Origin of the sequence: Fischerella sp. JS2 (assembly GCF_032393985.1) — a bacterium.
Lineage (GTDB): Bacteria > Cyanobacteriota > Cyanobacteriia > Cyanobacteriales > Nostocaceae > Fischerella.
On sequence record NZ_CP135918.1, the window covers coordinates 149,648 to 169,285 of the forward strand.

General features: G+C 39.3%; 19 protein-coding genes and 3 pseudogenes. 9 read left to right on the plus strand and 13 right to left on the minus strand.

The window, feature by feature from the left end; translation table 11 throughout:
* Positions 1–390: 390 nt before the first annotated feature.
* Both RS893_RS00685 and lipB read right to left on the minus strand, forming a co-directional pair.
* Positions 391–1,581 carry an MFS transporter gene (locus RS893_RS00685; RefSeq protein WP_315789338.1) on the minus strand — a complete coding sequence of 397 codons (1,191 nt, stop codon included), beginning with the start codon at positions 1,579–1,581 and terminating at the stop codon, positions 391–393.
* Positions 1,582–1,671: 90 nt separating this feature from the next.
* Positions 1,672–2,358 (minus strand): lipoyl(octanoyl) transferase LipB, encoded by a 687-nt coding sequence (gene lipB, locus RS893_RS00690; protein WP_315789339.1) that lies wholly within the window; start codon positions 2,356–2,358, stop codon positions 1,672–1,674.
* Positions 2,359–2,913: 555 nt separating this feature from the next.
* Here lipB and hpf point away from each other — a divergent pair.
* From hpf to RS893_RS00705, 3 genes and pseudogenes are all read left to right on the plus strand, one after another.
* A complete protein-coding gene (gene hpf / locus RS893_RS00695) occupies positions 2,914–3,573 on the plus strand; it encodes a ribosome hibernation-promoting factor, HPF/YfiA family (RefSeq protein ID WP_315789340.1) in 660 nt (219 codons plus the stop codon).
* 223 nt (positions 3,574–3,796) lie between these two features.
* Entirely contained in the window at positions 3,797–4,090 is a 294-nt protein-coding gene (locus RS893_RS00700) for a hypothetical protein (RefSeq protein WP_315789341.1), read from the plus strand.
* 13 nt (positions 4,091–4,103) lie between these two features.
* A pseudogene (locus tag RS893_RS00705) lies at positions 4,104–4,304 on the plus strand (PIN domain-containing protein); the annotation flags it as partial.
* 476 nt (positions 4,305–4,780) lie between these two features.
* On the opposite strand, the gene RS893_RS00710 reads toward RS893_RS00705, so the two are convergent.
* The 3 genes from RS893_RS00710 to RS893_RS00720 form a co-directional block, all read right to left on the minus strand.
* A complete protein-coding gene (locus tag RS893_RS00710) occupies positions 4,781–6,385 on the minus strand; it encodes a DUF1565 domain-containing protein (protein WP_315789342.1) in 1,605 nt (534 codons plus the stop codon).
* 113 nt (positions 6,386–6,498) lie between these two features.
* Positions 6,499–7,152 (minus strand): OmpA family protein, encoded by a 654-nt coding sequence (locus RS893_RS00715; RefSeq protein ID WP_315789344.1) that lies wholly within the window; start codon positions 7,150–7,152, stop codon positions 6,499–6,501.
* Positions 7,153–7,254: 102 nt separating this feature from the next.
* Positions 7,255–8,052, minus strand: coding sequence for an ion transporter (locus RS893_RS00720; RefSeq protein WP_315792148.1), 798 nt, complete (start codon positions 8,050–8,052; stop codon positions 7,255–7,257).
* 142 nt (positions 8,053–8,194) lie between these two features.
* Here RS893_RS00720 and RS893_RS00725 point away from each other — a divergent pair, with 142 nt between their 5' ends.
* The gene (locus RS893_RS00725; protein WP_315789345.1) at positions 8,195–8,620 is read left to right on the plus strand and encodes a nucleoside deaminase; all 426 of its coding nucleotides are present in this window, start codon (positions 8,195–8,197) and stop codon (positions 8,618–8,620) included.
* 394 nt (positions 8,621–9,014) lie between these two features.
* Entirely contained in the window at positions 9,015–9,887 is an 873-nt protein-coding gene (locus RS893_RS00730; RefSeq protein WP_315789346.1) for a HEAT repeat domain-containing protein, read from the plus strand.
* 13 nt (positions 9,888–9,900) lie between these two features.
* Here the strand turns inward: RS893_RS00730 and RS893_RS00735 are convergent, their stop codons facing one another.
* Together RS893_RS00735 and RS893_RS00740 are read right to left on the minus strand one after the other, a co-directional pair.
* Positions 9,901–10,554 carry a response regulator transcription factor gene (locus RS893_RS00735; protein ID WP_315789347.1) on the minus strand — a complete coding sequence of 218 codons (654 nt, stop codon included), beginning with the start codon at positions 10,552–10,554 and terminating at the stop codon, positions 9,901–9,903.
* On the minus strand, positions 10,551–11,771 hold the full coding sequence (locus tag RS893_RS00740) for a sensor histidine kinase (RefSeq protein ID WP_315789348.1): 1,221 nt from the start codon (positions 11,769–11,771) through the stop codon (positions 10,551–10,553). The genes RS893_RS00735 and RS893_RS00740 overlap by 4 nt, the downstream gene beginning before the upstream one ends.
* Positions 11,772–12,031: 260 nt before the next feature.
* Here RS893_RS00740 and RS893_RS00745 point away from each other — a divergent pair, with 260 nt between their 5' ends.
* Positions 12,032–12,487 (plus strand): Spy/CpxP family protein refolding chaperone, encoded by a 456-nt coding sequence (locus RS893_RS00745; RefSeq protein WP_315789349.1) that lies wholly within the window; start codon positions 12,032–12,034, stop codon positions 12,485–12,487.
* Between the two features lie 136 nt (positions 12,488–12,623).
* A complete protein-coding gene (locus tag RS893_RS00750; protein WP_315789350.1) occupies positions 12,624–13,064 on the plus strand; it encodes a hypothetical protein in 441 nt (146 codons plus the stop codon).
* Positions 13,065–13,450: 386 nt separating this feature from the next.
* Here RS893_RS00750 and RS893_RS00755 read toward each other — a convergent pair whose 3' ends face one another.
* Entirely contained in the window at positions 13,451–14,935 is a 1,485-nt protein-coding gene (locus RS893_RS00755; RefSeq protein ID WP_315789351.1) for an ergothioneine biosynthesis protein EgtB, read from the minus strand.
* Entirely contained in the window at positions 14,910–15,698 is a 789-nt protein-coding gene (gene egtC / locus RS893_RS00760) for an ergothioneine biosynthesis protein EgtC (protein ID WP_315789352.1), read from the minus strand. Before egtC ends, RS893_RS00755 begins: the two co-directional genes overlap by 26 nt.
* 427 nt (positions 15,699–16,125) lie before the next feature.
* Between egtC and RS893_RS00765 the strand changes: the two are divergent.
* Together RS893_RS00765 and RS893_RS30170 are read left to right on the plus strand one after the other, a co-directional pair.
* Positions 16,126–17,079, plus strand: a pseudogene (locus RS893_RS00765) (ammonium transporter); the annotation flags it as partial.
* Between the two features lie 49 nt (positions 17,080–17,128).
* Positions 17,129–17,251, plus strand: a complete 123-nt coding sequence (locus RS893_RS30170; protein ID WP_396336403.1) for a hypothetical protein — start codon at positions 17,129–17,131, stop codon at positions 17,249–17,251.
* On the opposite strand, the pseudogene RS893_RS00770 reads toward RS893_RS30170, so the two are convergent.
* From RS893_RS00770 to RS893_RS00785, 4 genes and pseudogenes are all read right to left on the minus strand, one after another.
* A pseudogene (locus RS893_RS00770) lies at positions 17,202–17,510 on the minus strand (AAA-like domain-containing protein); the annotation flags it as partial. The gene RS893_RS30170 and the pseudogene RS893_RS00770 sit on opposite strands and share 50 nt — an antisense overlap.
* Before the next feature lie 585 nt (positions 17,511–18,095).
* Positions 18,096–18,476, minus strand: coding sequence for a DUF423 domain-containing protein (locus RS893_RS00775; RefSeq protein WP_315789354.1), 381 nt, complete (start codon positions 18,474–18,476; stop codon positions 18,096–18,098).
* Between the two features lie 20 nt (positions 18,477–18,496).
* Entirely contained in the window at positions 18,497–18,982 is a 486-nt protein-coding gene (locus RS893_RS00780; RefSeq protein WP_315789355.1) for a hypothetical protein, read from the minus strand.
* A gap of 229 nt (positions 18,983–19,211) precedes the next feature.
* Entirely contained in the window at positions 19,212–19,631 is a 420-nt protein-coding gene (locus RS893_RS00785) for a hypothetical protein (RefSeq protein WP_315789356.1), read from the minus strand.
* Between the last annotated feature and the right edge of the window lie 7 nt (positions 19,632–19,638).

The following is a 19,638-nucleotide window of genomic DNA, read 5'->3' on the forward strand; positions in this document are numbered from 1 at the left end:
CTGTTTAAACATCTGTCTCGTCAAGTAACAACAACACCCAAAGCGAACACTAACATTTCCTCAAAGTAGTAGTGTCGAGGGTAATGTAACTGGTTTGAATTGCATGGCGCGTGTGTAATTATTCTCGGTTCAACCCTAATTAGTATCACCAAAGGGAGGAAATAACTTAGCTAGTAGAATTTTGGGTGTTGTTGTTTTGAGAAGATAAGCGATCGCATCCGCATTAAGATGTAGGTAATCTAACAATTGTGACTATTACTCTTCATAAATATGAATCACGACTTTGTGCTTTTCCTACTTGGCGTGGGTGTACTCGTTGCCTATCTTATCTTCTCAGCCATGACTGAAATGGGAACTAAGCTTCCTTGGAAGAAGTAAATCGCATCAACTCTAGTTCGCGGGCGATCGCCCCACTAGCCAACGGTGCAAAATCACCATGATCACCACCAGAGGAATCATCAAAACTGGAATAATTCCTAAACCGGCACGCGCTGCAACAGCGCCAACACCCGCCGGAATTCCCGCAGCCCCCAAACTAGCAACGCTTGTCATAAAACCAATTCCTGCTGGCACAATTGCAGCAGGTATTCGTTGCGGCATTAACCAAATTGTCATGGGGAAAATGGGAGCCAAAGCAAACCCAATCATCGGTAAACTAAGTAATTGTTTCGGTAGCAACCACCAAGCAGTTAAACTTACTCCTAGCAACATCAAAGCACTATCCAAAGTACGGGCAGCACCCAAATACCTCACGACACGCCCTGTAGCTAAACGTCCTAAAGTTAGCCCCAGCCAATAGGCACTGACACTGTAGCCTGCAAGTATTTCCGGCGTACCTCGGCTGACTGTCTGAACGCTGTAAGCCCAGTTACCAACTGAGGCCTCCGTACCTACATAGACTAGCAATAACAACCCTGCCAATAATACTGTAGGTGTTCTCAAAGCAAGACTTAAATTAGCTGTTGCACTCGTGTCTGTAATACTAGTCCGTTGATTAAGTGGTCTATAGTTAGACACAACAGCCCATAGCATACTCAACACTGTCAAACCAACAATAATAGCAATTACCAAATAAACACCCCGCCAATTTACATTCATTGCTAGCAGGGTTGTCGCTACAGCAGGGCCTAGCAACGCCCCAATGCCATAAAAAGCGTGCAGTAAACCCATTAAATCAGCATTACCTTGGTGGTTAGCAATGTACGTATTAATACCTGCATCAATCAAGCCAATTCCTAAACCCAGGAATGTGCCTGCTGCAACCATTAATAACCAGTACGGAGAAACAGCATAGGTAATAAGGGCGCAGGTGAGGCAAAAAGATGCCAGCAACAGCAATCGTGCTAAGCCGATGCGACTGCTAAGCAAACTGCTAGTTAATGCCGCAAATACGTAACCAGAAACTTGGCTGAGAAAAATTAAGGTGATGGTTGCAGAAGTAAGATTGAATGTTGCTTGGATAGAGGGGATGAGAACACCCAACCCTCCCTCAGCAATGCCAATTGCAATAAAAGCGTAGAAAGATAAAGCGATACCAATCGAAGCTGGATTTTTGAAAAGCGATCGCAATTTAGACGACATAAATCTTGATGTTGCTAGCCTGAGGAGCAGGAATTAACACAAGCCAGTCACTGTTTCTCAATATCGTACAACGTACCGTCATTATCCACACTAACCCGGAATTTGGCGAACTGGCGCTCTAATTATCTCGACATCAAATACTTGTGCAAAAGACTGTGCTACAGTGTGGCGTAATTGATCACAAGTTATACTCGGTATCCAATTGGCTAAAGAAGCCACAGGTTTATCAGCAATGCCACAGGGTACAATTCGCTCAAAGCCTGTCATGTCAGGACAAACATTTAATGCAAAGCCATGCATAGTAATCCAACGGCTGACTTTAATACCGATCGCAGCTACTTTGCGTCCTTCCACCCAAACGCCAGTAAAACCAGAAATCCGTTCTCCTACTAAACCATATACCGCCAACGCGCGAATTAACACTTCTTCTAACTGTCGCAAGTACCAATGCAAGTCTTTTTGATAACTATGCAAGTTTAAAATTGGATACCCTACCAGTTGACCTGGACAATGGTAAGTAACCTCTCCGCCTCGTTCAACTCGATACACATCATACGTATTATTGTTAAGGTCAAATTTGAGAAATTCCGGGGTAGCTCCTTGCCCCAAAGTGTATACAGGTGGATGTTCTAGCAAGATTAACACATCGTCTAGACTGGGATCTTTGATCCGCTCTTGAAGTAGCGATCGCTGCCATTCTAATACATCCAAGTATGGTAATAGCCCTTGGTCATATAGTAGACATCGGCGGTTGTGTGAAGGAATACTACGGCTCATACCAAAAAATCACTAAGTTACTGATTAAAATGTATATAAAATGACAACTTTGCCTCCTAAATCTCAAGCTATGCAAAGGATCATAAAGGAAAGTAAAGGGAATCGGTTTTGTAAAATACAAGATGCTAGTTTGAATATATAACCTCAAATGGTGTTGGGAGGAATTCTCTACAATCACCATCATGCCAAGAAAAAGAAGAATAAATGCAGTGGCTGATGGATTCTAACTCGATTGTTTTCTGTTGAAAAAAGGGATAAAACTAACAATAAGACGCTTATTGTCTATGAAAAGCGAATGCAGCCTGTGTTGGAAAAGCAAAGCTAACGATATCTGCGTGAATATCCATGAGCCTTTTTTGCAGTTGGAGCTATTGCAGAGATTCCTAAATTGATGACACTAGACATGAGCAAGTACTCAGCTAGATTTGGCTTAGGGTAGTCGCATCAGCAGTGCGTTAGGAATTTCCCAATTTCAGCGGCAGTGATAGATCTTAACCGCAATATCTTATTCTCCAAACCAAATACACATCAAAAGCTTTGAGCGGGAGAGTTTACATGAAGCTTGTCATCCACGGCAAAAATATTGAAATCACCGATGCGATTAGAGAATATGTACATCAAAAAATTGAAAAGGCGGTGAGTCATTTTCAAAACATCACAAATGAAGTGGATGTACACTTGAGCGTAGCTCGCAATCCCCGAATTAATCCCAAGCAGGCGGCAGAAGTTACAATTTATGCCAACGGAAACGTCATCCGTGCCGAGGAGAGTAGCGAGAACTTGTACGCCAGTATAGATTTGGTAGCAGACAAAATTGCCCGTCAATTGCGTAAATATAAAGAACGGCGTCATGAGAAGAAAACTCATGCCCAAACTAACATTGAAGGAGTAGTACAACAGACAGTAGTTACAGATTTAATTGGTAATCGCGCCCCTGAATTACCAGAAGAAGTGGTTCGGACAAAATATTTTGCCATGCCACCCATGACTGTTACAGAAGCTTTAGAACAACTGCAACTGGTGGGACACGATTTTTACATGTTCCGCAACAGCGAAACAGGCGAAATTAACGTGATTTATGAACGCAACCACGGTGGCTACGGTGTAATTCAACCTCGTAACAGTAATGGTCATATAAATCATACCAATGGTAAAAACGGCAAAACTGCTCATACCAACACTGGCATTACGGAGGCATCGCACGTAAATAAATAAAGCTATTGGTTAGTTGTTGATTGTTGATTGTTGTAGAGACGCGATTAATCGCGTCTGTAAATTAGTGGTTGGTTGTTGTTTGTTGGTGGTTGTCCAACCAACCGCGAATAATTATATTGAATTTTGGGGTAGGCGTTTCGTCTGCCCTATTCTATTAATGGAAGGGATGAAACACAAGTAATTGCTAGAGTAGAAAAATGAAATAAAAATTGAGGGGGAAGCTATGCAAGAAATTACTAGTTACAATCAAGAGCTTATTAACCGCATCTCACCAATAGTAGAAAAGCTATTTCAAAGTAATAGTCTATACTTAGTAAAATTAAATAAACAGGAAATGATAGACATGTTAGTAGACTTGTTTAGTCAGTTTTCTCCGGATGAATTTATGGCAATTCCAGACAATCAGTTAACAGACAGGATAGATAGTATTCTAGTATTAGAAGCTGTGTCAGGTACTTTAAATGATTTAACACCCGAACAAATCAAGATATTTGATGAAGCAGTAGAAGACAGATAGAAAAAGTGACTTATTTACTAGATACCAAAAAGTTTTATTGTTAGATGAAATAGAAATTCTCGAGAAGGCATGTGAAATTCATGCAAATTTAAAAATGAAGGGTACTCCTATACAATAAGCAGATATATTGATAGCAGCGACGAGAATTACACGCGGTTTAATTCTTGTTTATAATGATTCCGATCTGCTGAGAGTGCCAGAAATTTATTTATAAAACTGGCTGTAGACATATTTATTATGTTAAAGACATAGTATTTAACGTAAAAAAATCTGTTGATGATCATCAAAACTTAGTCGACAAGTATCTAAACTTCATTGATTAGTATGAAATTCTCATTATTGAGTATTAGATGCTCATTAACGAGTATGAGAACTTTATTTACGAGTATTGGAACCTCGTAGTTGAGTCTCACAGTCTCATTAATGAGTATCAGAACTTAGTCGTCCAGTCTTAAAACTCCATTAACGAGTATTGGAACCTCGTAATCGAGTTGCAAAACTTCATTGATGAGTATCAAAATCTTGTAGTTGAGTCTCAAATCCTCAAAGCGATCGCAATCGTTCAAATATATAGAGTTCCCGTTTAAATACAACACACAGTAGGTTAGCGCAATCGTGCTAACCTACGAAAGAGCCGTATTTTCCGCAATAGAAAACCGCTATAATTGCCCTCAGATTGGAAGTCTAAGGCTAAGCAACCACAATATAAGGCGAGTCGATCTCTGCTACACGATCAGCATCAACTAACGCTTGATACACCATTGCCACCACCTCTGCGCGTGTAGCTTCGCGAGTGGGATTGAGTTGCTTAACTTTGGGATAGTTAACAATAATTTGTTTTTCGCTGGCGACAATTACCTCATCTTTGGCATATTCAGGAATTTTTGTTTGATCATCGTAGGGTTTGAGAGTTTTATTACCACTAGCGGTTAAACCTAGTCCATTCACCAGCGAAACGATAACTTGTACACGCTGGATATTATCATTAGGACGGAAAGTATTATCGGGATAACCGGAGAGAAATTGTCCTTGATAAGCTTGTTGAATGACTTTATTTGCCCAAAAGTCCTGCGCTACATCCTTAAATTTGATTGCTTGGCGTTTGGCACTAGGGTTAAAAGCTTTGACTATTAACGCGGCATACTGCGCTCTTGTCATTGTCGCATCTGGTCTAAATGTGCGGTCAGGAAAACCCTTGATGATTTCCAACTTCACTAATTCCCGGATAAAGGCAACTGCCCAATGATTGTTAATATCAGTTAAGTCGTTGGGAGTAGGTGTTGGAGTTGGATTTGGAGTTGGAGTTGGTAGTGGAGTCGGTGTCGGATCAGGAAATGGTTCAGGTTCAGGTTGCGGCGTAGGTGTTGGATTGGGAGTTGGATTTGGGGTTGGATTGGGGGTTGGATTTGGGATTGGCGTAGGAACTTGATTATCAAGAAACTCAATTAAACCCTTGGTTTTTGATGGATCTATTTGATTTCCAGCAGAAGTGAGTTTGTTGGAACTGGCATTTTGGAGATCAAATTGTCCGTTACTGCGAAAAATATTACCCCCTGGGTTATTGATACTGCCAATATCTGGTAAAGCATTGGCAATTACCGTCAAGCCATCTTGAGTGTTTCTTTCGCAGATATTATTACGTAGTATCGGACGGGCGCTACCAGAGATGACGATACCAGAACGATTTTCGGAAATTTTATTATCTACTAGTTTGGGAGAAGCCGTATCACTAATGGCAATGCCAAAACCTGTATTGATGCATGTATTACCTTGAATCTCACCTTTGGCATTCTTGGCGATCGCAATCCCATTAGCAGCGTTTTCTATAAATTGATTGTTGCGGATTACTGGGTTCCCGTCGCCAGTTACAAACACTCCTTCTCGCTTACATTTTGTAAAAGTGCAGTTGGCAACAGTAGGACTGGTAGATTCTACCCAGACGCCACTACCACGGGTAGCGGAATTAGTTACAGTTACACCCTTGAGTTCAGCACTATTGTCTAGTACAAATGTGACATTCTGAGCAGCAAAGGTACGACTGAGGTACTGTCCACTGCCTTCAATTAAAATACTACTGCCTTTGTTAGCTTCATTACCTACTATTGAGACTCCACCCGGAACCGACAAGGGAAAGACTTCCCCCCCAGCAGCGTTATAACTACCATCTGCTAGTTGAATCTGTGTACCGGAGGTAGCTTTTTTGAGGGCTTGTGTAATAGTTTTTAAAGGTGCTTGTGGTAAACCACTAGCGCTATCATTGCCAACAAGAGAATTTACGTAAAGAACTTGAGACATATTTATACTGTCAAATAAGCCATTGACATCCTACCGCTTACACTTCAACTTTGTAGCAGTGAATTCCTTAAAGGAAGTCAAAGTATTTCTTGTTAATAGATAATGATCGCTTTTTAGACGTGATCTGCCTTTTTCTGGATGACAATTTCAATGCGGCGGTTGTTTCGTCGTCCCACTGGGTTATCAGAACCATCAGAATTGTTATTGGGTGCGATCGGTTGAGTTTCACCGTAGCCTTGTTTGGTGATCAAAGAAATATCAATACCACCTTTTTGACTTAACCAACTTTGTACTGCTAATGCTTGTTGTTCCGATAATTTGAGATTATCACCTTCACTACCTACAGAATCAGTATGTCCTAAGACTTGCAACCAAGTATGAGGATAGTGATTGGTAATAAACTGACTAACTTGAGTGAGTACTTTATCTGCCTTTGGACGAACTTGATCTTTCCCAGAGACGAATAAAATATCAACTGGCAAAGTAATTATCGTTAAGTCTTTATTTTCCTGAACGCGGATTTTTGAACATGTAATTTCTGAAAATTTAACCTCTGGAAATATCTCTTCCGGAAAATTGACATAAGGCGTTGGAATTTCAGAAAATACTATTCTTTCTAAGCCTTGCATTTTCCGATACTGCTTAGCCAATACCTGATTACTTGAGAAATTAACTTGAAAGTTAGCAGGAAAACTGAGTACAAAATTGCCAGCAGCACCAAAAATCAAAACATTGATTAAATAAGTGGTAAGGCGGAGTAGATGCATTTTTTGAATTCTGTATTCACTGACAAATTCGGTTGTTTCTTAATTAGGCTAAGCTAAATCAACTCAGAATACTTCTTTCTCGGGTTATAAAGAAATATTTTTTCATTTCATTTGAGATTGTGAATTTTTATACAATTTTGTGCCGCAACTTTTACAAAATACCGCATCAGCATCATGAAAAGCTAAACCGCATCCAGGACAAACAGTTTCTACTTGATTAGCAGTTTTTACTAAGCGTTTAATTAAATCACCCACTTGCCAAGGAATGAGCGCAATACCTGTTAAAATCATTAAAACTGTCAGCAAACGGCCTAACTCTGAAGTGGGAGTAACATCGCCAAAACCTACAGTCGTCATCGTCACAACTGAAAAATAAAAAGCATCTAAAAAAGTAGTAAAAACTTTTGAGTTGACAGGATGCTCAACTTGATAAATTAAGCCAGAATATACAAAGATAATTGCAAACAGAGTAAACAAAATTCTCGCAAAAATCACACCATCTTCATTGCTGACACCAAATAAATATTTTTTGTCGATAAACCTAATTAGCCTTAGTATTCTGAACCAACGTAATAAACGCAGAAAACTAATATCAATCGCGCCTAAAAAAGAGGGTAAAATTGCGATTAAATCAATGATTGAATAAAAACTCAAAACATACTTAACTTTATCTTCAGCACTCCACAAACGCAGAAAATATTCCAAAGCAAAAATAACTAAAATAATATTATCTAATATGTTTAAGTTAAACCTAAAAATATCAGGTATATTATAAGTTTCTGCTACAAAAATTCCTGAAGATAATAAAACCAATCCAGCAATAGTTAAATTAATTACTTTACCTACAGGTGTTTCCAAATCTGCAAGATAAAAAGCAGTTTTCTCTTTCGTCAACAACATAAAAACTCTTCTTTTTGCCCTAAATTCTTCGTGTCCTTTGTGTCCTTTGTGGTTCGTATAAAAAGTCATATTAACAACTACAATCAGATTGATATATACTGATTAAATACCCTTTCAAACCCATAAATTATATCTCAATTATATGACTCCAGAAGATTTGATGCGTTTAGCCATAACAGAAGCAAAGAAAGGAGATGCACCTTATGGGGCTGTAATTGTTAAAGATAAAGAAGTGGTTGCTGTTGCTCATAACACCGTGAAGCGAGATAATGATCCATCCGCTCATGCAGAAATTAATGTTATTCGCAGTTTAACTGCAAAACTTCAGAATTATTCTTTGAAAGGCTATAGTATATATACAACTGGTGAACCTTGTCCAATGTGTGCAACCGCTTGTGTTTGGACTGGTATATCAGAAATTATTTATGGTGCTTCGATTCAAGATTTAATATCGGTAAATCAATCACAAATTGAAATATCTTGCGAAGAGATTATTGCTAAAAGTTTTAGAAAAATTCAAGTTAAAAAAGGACTTTTGAGAGAAGAATGTCTAGAGTTGTTTAAATAGTAGTATATATTGATGACAATGAGTAATGAAGAAAAAACCAGCAATCACCAAAATCTATCTGCATCGGTGTGCATCTGTGGTCGAGTTTTTTGAGATTGTGGCGAAGTGGCAGAGGTAAGAATTATCGTAGACGCGCTCATAGGCTTCAAGGTAGAGTACCCGAAGGGCTTAAGGCAGGGTACACCGATGAACACGGATGCATACGGATCGTTTTTGCGTTGGCTGTCTTTTTTTCATCGGTGTGTATCGGTGTCCATCTGTGTTCGATTTTAAAACATGATTTTTGTTCTCTACTCAATTCACATCAGGCGTACACTATACTTTCTGCTTTGAAGGTGGAACCAATTTTTTCAGGGCTTTGTCTGTTTCATCTGAGAATTAAATTGCCAAAATCATGCTTGTGACTAGATTTACTCACAAACTGCGCTTAAAAGTCATAGCTTCCCAAATCGCGATCGCTTTCATCTGTATTTCATCACCTTTACTAATTATCAACACAACTTCAGCACAGTCACAAAGCCAGACGCAAATCAACTCCTATATCCAACGCTTAAAGAACCCCCAACAGCGTACTGCTGTCATAGATTATTTAGCAAGAGTGGGTAAGCCTGCTGTTCCCGCTTTAATTACAGCTTTACAAGATAGTGATCCGCAAGTACGTACCAGTGCTTTAGTAATTATCGCTAAAATTGGCCCTAATGCAGCCCAAGCCATACCTGCCTTGATGCGGGCAATTGATGATAAAGATGCGACTGTTCGTTCCCATGCAGTCCGAGCGATCGCTAAAATGGGTAGACAAGCCTATGTGCCTTACATAGTAGTTGGTTTAGATAGCAAGAATCAACAAGAACGTTACGGTGCAGCTCATATTTTACGCGCTATGGGAAAAGATGCAGCATCTGCTGTACCTGCCCTGATGAAAAAGTTAGAGGATAAAGATGCTTGGATGCGAGTAAATGTTATCTCTGCTTTAGGTAGTATCGGTAAAGCAGCAACACCAGCTGTACCTGCTTTAGTTACTCGTTTACAAGACACCGATCAAACTGTTCGTCACAGTGCAGCTTATGCTTTGGGTGATATTAGTTCGAGTTGGCAAGAAAATCTTAGTCAATTATCTATAAAAGAAATAAATACAACTATCTCTTATTTGGAAAAAGCGCTAAAAATTTTGCAAAATCCCTCATTACAATTCCGCCCAGAAGCAATTACTGCTGTCAAAGATCCTCTTGTGATTTTAAAGCAAGAGAAAATGAGGCGGGTAAAATGATCATAAATTTACCCTAGTTTAAATAAGATAAAAATGAGTTGGCAAAGATTGCTGCTTGGGTGCGATCGCGTAAATTTAAGCGATTTAAAATATTAGTGACATGATTTTTGACTGTGCCTTCGGAAATATAGAGTTGTTGGGCAATTTCTTTATTAGTAGCACCAGTAGCGATTAGCCGCAAAACCTCTTTTTCTCTGGGAGTCAGATCAGCTAAACTTGGTGGCGGAGATGGGGAGTTATTGGGTACAACTGGTGGAAATTGAGTTAAAAGTTTTTTAACGATGCCTGGGCCTAATTGAGTATATCCTTTATGCACAGCACGGATAGCAACAGCTAATTCTTCGGAAGGAGTGTCTTTGAGTAAATAGCCCATTGCACCATTTTGTAATGCTGCTGTTACATATTCATCATTATCAAAAGTTGTTAATACTAAAGTCTGTATGTTAGGGAAACGCTTGTGAATTTCTCGTGTGGCTGCAACTCCATCCATAATTGGCATTCTAATATCCATTAACACCACATCTGGATGTAAATTTTCAATCAAATTAATAGCAGCCTCTCCGTTTTCTGCTTCTCCAACAATTTCTAAATCTGGTTCTAGTTCTAATAATGCTTTTAATCCTTGACGAATTAAATTTTGATCATCTACCAGCAAGACTGTAATCATTGCCTATACCTCAGTAACGGGATCTCAACTTGAATTTGACAACCAGAACCAGGAGTACTGTGAATATTAAATTTTCCACCTAATGCTAAAGTGCGATCGCGCATACTTTGCTGTCCAAAACCTGTTGTATTTTGACCTAAATCAAAACCTTTACCATTATCCTCAATTAGTAAATATAAAGTTGTATCTGTCGTCATCAATTCCAGTTTAACTTTTGTCGCTTGAGCGTATTTACAAATATTTGTAAATGATTCTTGAATAATTCGATAAATAGGTGTGCTAATCTCAGCAGAAATAGGATAAGGTAAATCAATTTTGAGAATTGGTAAGATTCCAGTTGTACGCTGCATATTTTCTGCCAGATTAGCGATCGCCTGTTCTAAAGATTGTTCTTGTAATGGATGAGAACGCATAGTAGAAACTGATTGTCGGACATCTTGTAGTGCTTTTGAACCTAATTCTTTTGCTCTTGCTAAAAATGTTTTCGCTTTTTCCGGATTAGATTGCCATAATTTCTGAGCGGTTTCTAATTGTAAATTTAAAGCAGTCAAAGAATGTCCTAAAGAATCATGAATTTCTCGGGCAATACGATTACGTTCTTCCAAAGTTGCTTGATTTTCTATTTTTAAAGCATATTGACGTAATTTTTCATTAGCAATAGCTAGTTCCTCCCGACTTTTTCTTTCAGATAAAATTGTATTCATTAACATTAATACAAACACCAATGCTAATCCAAATAATAAAGCAACAACGAAGTTATAAAATAAAAATCTCTCTTGGATAAATGGTGCTATTTGTACTGGTGAACGAGGAGGTTTCCTTTGTGATAAAGAAATCATAAATAATACAAAAGATAAAGCCGTAACAATTAAACGACCTTGGATTTGAAAAATAAAACAGCTACGAGTTACTAAAACTAAGTATAGAAACGGGAAAAATCTTCCCGATGGTTTAGTGTTGTAAAAGGAAATAAATATAATTAAAATTACTTCTAGAATCGTGTAAAATACCTTAATTTTTTTATTATTGGTAGGTAAACTCAAGCCCATTAAACCAAAAATAAGCAAACTAAGAATTGTTAACTCTATAGACTGATTGTTAAAACGTTGAAAATGAGAAGGTATTAAAACAGCAAATGCAGAAATAATTAGTAATATCCACTCCAAATAAAGTAAAAACCGAAAAGGATGATTGCTAACATTAATTGGTCTACTCACAAAAATATACCTCCTATAAAAATGAGTGTAGGGGTGGGGGTATAGGGGAAAAGACAAGAGATCTTTTTATATGTTATTAGTTTGGACTTCAACTAGAACTAATTGTAAATAGATTTATGTGAGTTCACATTATATTAATTGTCACGTAATAAACATGACTTAAGTCATGGGTTACACATGACTTTCTCCTCATGTGACTGTTAAATATCACTTCGTAATATGGAGATCAAGAAACACAACAAAAAGCTAGAGACCCACAAATGACACTCAAAAAATTATCACTGCTTGCTGGTGCTGTTGCCCTCAGTTTAACTGCTCTTCCCTTTGCAGTTCAAGCACAAACAACCTCATCTCCTTTTCTAGTAGCGCAAGTTCCTCAAGGTAAAGGCCCACTCCAAAATTTAGGGCTAACAGAAGCACAAAAAGCCCAAATTGCAGAAATTCGCCGCAATACAAAGGCTAAAATGGATGCAGTTCTCACCCCACAGCAACGGGAACAACTTGCAAATGCAAGACAAAACCGTCAAGCAAACCGTCAAGATAGACGCAACATAAAAGCCTCCCTCAATCTTACTGAAGACCAGAAAGCCCAAATGCGGCAAATTATGAAATCTCAAAAATCCCAAATAGATGCTGTTTTGACTCCTGAACAAAGGCAGCAACTACAACAAATGCGTGAAAGTAAACGCTCACGTCGTCAACAATTTAATCGCTGAGCGAATATTAAGTATACTGAGTAAATAGTATATTCTAGTAGGTAGTATTGAATTACTAATTACTAAATACTACCTATGATCATGGCAAAGTAGGTTTATTTAGGCTGCTCTACTTAATCAAAATGTTCACTGATCAATGAGGAGTGATACTATGTTGAATTTAAAACGCTCATATCTAATTTTTGCTTCTGCCCTTGCCCTTGGCGTAACCGCTATTCCTACTATGGTTCATGCAGAACCGACAGTTTATCAGAGCCCCAATGGTGCTGTCTATGTCAACGGCCAAAGACGTGATTTCTACCAAGGCCCAAATGGTGGTGTCATCTATGACGGTGTAAATCGTAACGTAGTAAAAGGCCCCAATGGTCGTGTTGTTGTTGACGGTGTCAACCGCAATGTATATAAGGGATCAAATGGCACTGTTATTTACAATGGTGTAAATCGTAACGTAGTAAAGGGTCCCAATGGTCGCACTCTCTATAACGGTGTTCGTTATGATGTTTACAAAGGACCTAACGGTACTGTCCTGCGAACACCTAATCGTACGTACATAAATCCTGGTTCTTATCGCAGATAAATAGGTTAAACCTCTTGCATAAATCCTAAAAACCCCCCTTATTCCCAACATTTACTCTAGGAAGAGTTAATTCTCTTCCCGTTTATGGGGCTAGCGTGTACATAGAAGTTGGATTTACCTCCTTTAAGAGGCTGATAGCGATCGCGCAAATGCTACCTTAAATTAGCTACACTAGCGCACTCTCTCTTTTTTGCTGCTGGCAAAAGTCAGGGGCGATCGCACTCTAGATGAGTAATTTCATTTTGAACTGCGATCGCTTGTCCAATATACAATAAATTATTCCTTCAGAAGTTTTAGTTAAAAGAAACAGACCTGTCAAGCTGATGAACTTGACAGGTTATTGACTCCTCCTACACCCCTACACCCCTATACCCGTATACCCATTTTCAAGCTAGGATATTGTCACTTTTAGCACAGCGAAATCCTGCCAAAACTTGCTGTACGCCAGGATGATACCAATTGCGAAAACTAGAACGTAGTGCCCAAGGACGAGTTGCCCAACTACCGCCTTTTAAAACGCGATGTTGACGGTCAAAATAAACTTGGGAGTACCCAATATAAGGGTAATACTGGAAGCCTTTATAGCCATCAAACCAGGTAGCTGTCCATTCCCAGACATTGCCTAAAGTATCATACAAACCATAAAGGCTTTGTCCAGCAGGATAGGCATTTACTGGTGTTGTTTTGCCCATTTTCTGATTGTGATTGCAATGTTCTGGTGTTGGTTGTGCGTCTCCCCAAGCATAAGTGCGACGCTGATTAGTTCTCGCATCCCAGCTAGCTGCTTTTTCCCATTCGGCTTCTGTAGGTAAGCGCTTACCGACAAACTGGGCGTAGGCTTCTGCTTCGTACCAACTAACACCACAAACTGGGTGATTTTCCCAGGTTAAATCTTCATACCAGTACAGAGGTCGTGTTACTTTTGCCGCTTGCAACCATTCCCAGCCAGCCTTTGACCACCAACGCAGATTTTCATAACCTCCTGCTGCCATAAATGCCCGATATTGTCCACAGGTGACAGGGAAACGGTCAATATAGTATGTGTCTAGATATACCATGTGAGCAGGACGTTCGTTATCCAAGGCATCTGGTGAATCGTTACCCATCTCAAATTCGCCAGCTGGGATTTGGATCATCTCTTCGAGGGGATGGGGGGATGGAGTGATGGGGAAATGAGGAGGTGGGGAACTCGGGGCCCCCACTCCTCCCTTGGAGGAGCCAGTGCGGTGGTGAGGCAACGACGGGAACGCAGGGGGTTTCCCCCATGAGCGATTGCCGTAGACGCGCTTTACTCGGCTTCTGTAAAGTAAGGGTTTCCCGGCATAAAGAAAGAGGCGTTGGGGATTGGAGGCAATGGGGAGGGGGGGAGGTGGGGAGGACTTATAATTATATTCTCCACAATTTCCCATTTTCCTATCTTCCAGCTTGCACATTTCCAATATGAAACAAATAATTTCGCTGTGTTGGCTTTCGTGCTGAAGTAAAAAGCGCCACAAAGGTGCTTCTGTTTCTAAATCCGCTACTTCTAAGTAATCGAAGACTCTTTCTCTGACTATGTCTAGGTAGTAACGGATTTCCTCTAAATTGGGTAATTTGACGCGATCGCATTTAGGCAAGCCATCAGCAGCAAACAGCTTGCGATATTGGGGAAACATACAGGGTAAACCTGCACTTCGTTCTAGTAACCACAAAGATTCTGTGTAAGCAATATGTCCCAAATGCCAACCCACAGGACTAAAATCAGGATGAGCCTGATGGCAAAAGGTAACTTCGTCTATATTCTCAAACAAAGTTAGAGTTTTGGTACGACACTGAGTAAAAGCCTGAAAAATTGTCTGTTTGAAACTAGATTTGCTCAATTCTGAGATCACAGTCTTCTCCCACACTGATAATGCTATTTTCTGGACAAGGAGTCCAATTACCTGCAAATAATGGTTCTGAAGCTAAGATGACGGCATCGGGGAAAGTTGGATCGTCAGCTGTCCAGTAAAGCGAGGGAGCAGGTGATTTTGTGCTAAAGCGAGAAGCAACAAGACGATTTCCATTACTGATAATTACGTTGGCTGAGGCGTGGGTTTGATGAGTGAGCGCCATCTCTGCAAGTTTTAGCAGAGTTGTGTGTAGAGCCTGTTCCAGAGTTTTACCTGAGTTTTCCTGCCATAGAGACAGCAGCAAAGCAAAGATATGCTCGGAATCAGTAGTTCCACTCACCCATTGAGAAATTTCATCATTTAGCTGCTTGCGAATCGGTACATATAGTGTCTGCCGAAAATTTTCAATGTAACCGTTGTGAATGTATAACAAACGCTGATACTGACATGGCTGACAATTACTCAAATCAAGTGCTTGACCTAGAGTAGCGCTGCGAACATAGGAAAGAATACACCCTGACTCCACATAACGGCTGAGATTGGGTAGATTAATATCATTCCAAATCGGTAGCGTATTTTTATATACAAAAGGTTTAGTATCTTTTTGCACATGATACCAACCTATACCGAAGCCATCGGCGTTAACCACTCCAGACAGCATTTCGCGGGGTTGATAGCTCTGGACTATGAGCGAGTGTTCTGGTTCATACAACAGAGGTTCTAGAGAAACTGGTGAACCAAGGTAGGCTAATAAACGACACATTGTTTAGGAATGGACTCCCGATAACTTTAGAAATTAAGCTATTGAGGTGAGAATTACCTGAAAATTATATAAATTTCTCCTGCTGTAGCGATCGCCCCTTTTGCCTATATCATTAGAAATTTTCTCTTTTTCTCAGTAAAAATTCGTTAAAGAAAGTGACTGTAATCATTTTTGCAATCTGAAAAACTGTATAAAATAACCAAATTTCCATTAATTTTAGCAATCGAAAAAATATCTCACGTCTCAAAGAAAACTTTTAGGCTTTGAGTACAACAGAAGCCGACTATTGAGGTTTTTCTACTTCAACTTACCTTTAGCAACCATCATCTTGCTAGTTTGGATGAAAGCTGCAATGGCACAAATTCCCAGCATCAAACAAGAATTAAGTTCGCTATGGCTATTGATCGCAGGTGCTTTAGTCTTTTTTATGAATGCTGGCTTTGCTTTGTTAGAAACTGGCTTCTGTAGACACAACAACGCCACTAATGTCTTAGCAAAAAACCTCGTTGTTTTTTGTGCAGCAACATTAGCTTATTGGCTGTTTGGTTTTGGATTTATGTATGGAGACGGGTACTATGAGTGTCTTGGAGCAGAAAATACAAACTTGTTTAGTTTTTTTGGTAGCATAGGTCTTCCCCTTGAATTAAAATTTCCTCAAACTTCTAATGATTTGGCTTTTCCAGATGGATTTACCTGTTTACAAACTGATTGGCCAAATCACTCTTTCGCATCTGTGTTTTTCTTTCAGTTAGTTTTTGCTGGAACTGCTGCAACAATTGTCTCAGGAGCAGTCGCTGAACGTGTCAAATTTTGGGCATTTTTTCTGTTTAGCTTTTTCTTGGTAGGACTTTTGTATCCTTTAACCGATCACTGGATTTGGGGACACTATGGCTGGCTGAAAGAAGTTCTCAAATTTAGAGATTTTGCTGGTTCAACAGTTGTTCACAGTGTGGGTGGGACAGCTGCTTTGGTGGGAGCTTGGTTACTTAAACCACGCTGGGGTCGTTTCAACTACGACCCTTGTCAGGATATCGAACTCAATCAAATTTCTCCAGAGCAGGCTTCAGCAAATATATCCCAAGAAGCTTTTACTCGTCCTAGTAACCTTGGTTATGCAACCCTGACTTGTCTTATTTTGTGGATGGGGTGGCTAGGTTTTAACGTCGGCTCAACAACTAATTTAGAATATGTTCCTTACATTGTCGCTACAACCACAATTGCAGGCGCAACAGGTGGAACGATAGCTATTATCTGTAGTCCAGCTATTGTTGGTAAACCGAGTTTGTCTTCAATCATCAATGGTATTTTAGGAGGTTTGGTAGGAGTTACAGCTTCTTCTGCTTATGTAGATATGACAAGAGGAGCTTTCATCGGTTTTATTAGTGGGTTTGTTGTCGTTATGGGAGGAAAAATTTTAGAAAGGCTAAAAATTGACGATCCAGCTAGGTGCAATTCCTGTCCATCTTTTCTGTGGTGCGTGGGGAACTATTGCTGTTGGTCTTTTTAGTCAAAAGGTGAGCATTGTTGCTGTTTCCACCAAATATCACTATTAATTTTTTTAGACATTTTAAGCTTTATTACTAAATATTCAAATAATTCTTGATACCAATCATCAGGATTAGCATGGTTATGATTCAAATTTTTTAAACTAAAAGTAGCGCACACAAATCCTGCTTTTTCTAGCTTTTGTTGTGTCCGAACCATTAAGCTAGATTTACCCATTTGGCTAGCATTTAATACATAACAATACTCTCCTTTTTTCAATCTCTCCAAGAGTTCTTGATCTGCGGTTCGCTCAACATAGCTAGGTGCATCAACTCTTAGACAACCTCCCTATTGATAATAATTGTTTAGCTCTATATTCATTTTGTTACCTACAGGCTGTTTATACCTTTCATACGTATGCAGAGTATCGATTGCATCAGGCATAACTATATTATCAGTATTAATTATTGCTGCAAATTTAATTAATTTTAAGTTTGAATAAAAAAGAATATTATAATGACAAATCAGCATCAAGCTAATACTTGTCTTGCACCAAGCGACGGTCAGTCGCAACTTCACACTCAAAACCACCTGGGTTTAAAAAACTGCACAGACACAGAGAACACAGAGGAAGAGAGGAAACCTACATGTCAGGAAAGTCTTATATTGTGTTGAAGCGATCGCATTTTTGAAGATTTAGTATATACAAATATGTAAATTTTCATATAGTATTCCTAAATTATTTGTGAAAAGCAATATCCCCGACAACTCTTAAGAAGTCGAGGATCTGGGCTTTGCGATTCTCACTTTTGCAGATAGGATTGCTATATCTTATTTCAAGACTTCTCTATTTTTGCGTTATGAATAATGTACTATAAACAATAATTTTTATCCTTTATAATTCATCATTTTCTAGTACTTCAAATTCCAGGCTGCAAAAGCTAAAGCACCCCAACCAGCTATAAAAGCTGCTCCTCCTATCGGTGTAATTGCTCCTAAATATTTAACATTAGTTAAACTCAGAGCATACAAGCTACCGGAGAAAATTGCAATCCCAATAATAAACAACCACCCACTAGCTACTAAACTAGGTGGGGGAGATTTGATGTGAAGTAATAATATTGCTACAGCCAACAATGCCAAAGCATGATACATTTGGTAACGGGCGCCTGTCTCAAAAATTAAGAGCGATCGCTCACTAAGTCTTTCTCTAAGAGCATGAGAAGCAAAAGCCCCCGCAGCAACAGATAAACCACCTAAAATTGCTGCTAAGCTCAAAAATATTTGCGTCATAGAGTTTCCCAATCAATTCTCTAAAGGTCAAAATGATAGGAAATTCCCCCCTCTTCACTTATCTTATAATTAGCATTAAATACTTTAGCTTGTTCATCAAGATATTGCCTAGCGGCTGGTGCTGGTATATGAGATTGCATCGCAAAACCTAAAAGAGTTATGCGTCCGTTATTTTCTTGAATCATCCGGTAAAAAGTAGATTGCAGATGTTCGCTAATCTGCTGTTCAAGTGCCTTTCTATCTTGTCGGCTTTGACGATATAAGCCTATTGCTAACCATCCTCCTAAAGCAAGCGTTGGAATGCCAAATATCAGACCTTGCTTGGTGGTAATATCAAGGGCGTTATATGCTTCTGTTGAACGAAAATCTGGCGCTTCTGCGTCTATTCCTGGAGAAATATATTGAACCATCTTATGTTTTTCGATTGCTGCTGAGACTGATAAAGTCAAAAACATAAATCCCAGAGTTAGCAGCCAACCCGCAGCCAATTTTTCACCAGTCTTCATAGTTGTTAGTGGTTAGTGGTTAGTGGGTAGAGACGCGATGTTCCTCGCGTCTGTACATTAGTGGTTAGTGGTTAGTGGTTAGTGGTTATACCGTTTCACTATAAGTTTGATACATTTGGCAGTTAGGGAGACAAGGAGGACAAGGGGGAGTATTTGTATCAATAATTCTGTGAAATGGTGTTAGTGGTTGATATTTAAAAAGAACAACCAACAAACAACAACCAACCCATTAAACATGAAAGTGATAATAAACGCCTCCTTGGGGATTAATATCAAATGTGGCATTAAATTCTTTTGCCTTCGCATCTAGATACTGTCTTGCTTCCTCGCCACTGATTTCTGCTTGCTTGGCAAAAGACAATACGGAAATTGTACCGCTATTTTCTTCTACCAGACGATAAAAGGTAGATTGCAAGCGATCGCTTAATAGCTTTTGGTGTTGTTGACGCATACCCCACACCAGCCATCCTCCATATGCTATGGCTGGTAAGCCGAAAGCTAAACCGCCAATAATACCATCTACCGATTCTTGCTGTTCCTGCGGAGTTTGCTTTTGTTCATACGTCAGTATCTCTACAGCCGCAGCAAATACAAACATAAATCCAAATGACAACAGTACGCCAGCAGATATTTTTTTAATAAATTTCATAACACGA

Bases quoted from the DNA above. Each gene is read 5' to 3' on its own strand.
- RS893_RS00685 (WP_315789338.1), bottom strand. From the start codon at position 1,581: ATGTCGTCTAAATTGCGATCGCTTTTCAAAAATCCAGCTTCGATTGGT.
- lipB (WP_315789339.1), bottom strand. From the start codon at position 2,358: ATGAGCCGTAGTATTCCTTCACACAACCGCCGATGTCTACTATATGAC.
- hpf (WP_315789340.1), top strand. From the start codon at position 2,914: ATGAAGCTTGTCATCCACGGCAAAAATATTGAAATCACCGATGCGATT.
- RS893_RS00700 (WP_315789341.1), top strand. From the start codon at position 3,797: ATGCAAGAAATTACTAGTTACAATCAAGAGCTTATTAACCGCATCTCA.
- RS893_RS00710 (WP_315789342.1), bottom strand. From the start codon at position 6,385: ATGTCTCAAGTTCTTTACGTAAATTCTCTTGTTGGCAATGATAGCGCT.
- RS893_RS00715 (WP_315789344.1), bottom strand. From the start codon at position 7,152: ATGCATCTACTCCGCCTTACCACTTATTTAATCAATGTTTTGATTTTT.
- RS893_RS00720 (WP_315792148.1), bottom strand. From the start codon at position 8,052: ATGTTGTTGACGAAAGAGAAAACTGCTTTTTATCTTGCAGATTTGGAA.
- RS893_RS00725 (WP_315789345.1), top strand. From the start codon at position 8,195: ATGACTCCAGAAGATTTGATGCGTTTAGCCATAACAGAAGCAAAGAAA.
- RS893_RS00730 (WP_315789346.1), top strand. From the start codon at position 9,015: ATGCTTGTGACTAGATTTACTCACAAACTGCGCTTAAAAGTCATAGCT.
- RS893_RS00735 (WP_315789347.1), bottom strand. From the start codon at position 10,554: ATGATTACAGTCTTGCTGGTAGATGATCAAAATTTAATTCGTCAAGGA.
- RS893_RS00745 (WP_315789349.1), top strand. From the start codon at position 12,032: ATGACACTCAAAAAATTATCACTGCTTGCTGGTGCTGTTGCCCTCAGT.
- RS893_RS00750 (WP_315789350.1), top strand. From the start codon at position 12,624: ATGAGGAGTGATACTATGTTGAATTTAAAACGCTCATATCTAATTTTT.
- egtC (WP_315789352.1), bottom strand. From the start codon at position 15,698: ATGTGTCGTTTATTAGCCTACCTTGGTTCACCAGTTTCTCTAGAACCT.
- RS893_RS00775 (WP_315789354.1), bottom strand. From the start codon at position 18,476: ATGACGCAAATATTTTTGAGCTTAGCAGCAATTTTAGGTGGTTTATCT.
- RS893_RS00780 (WP_315789355.1), bottom strand. From the start codon at position 18,982: ATGAAGACTGGTGAAAAATTGGCTGCGGGTTGGCTGCTAACTCTGGGA.
- RS893_RS00785 (WP_315789356.1), bottom strand. From the start codon at position 19,631: ATGAAATTTATTAAAAAAATATCTGCTGGCGTACTGTTGTCATTTGGA.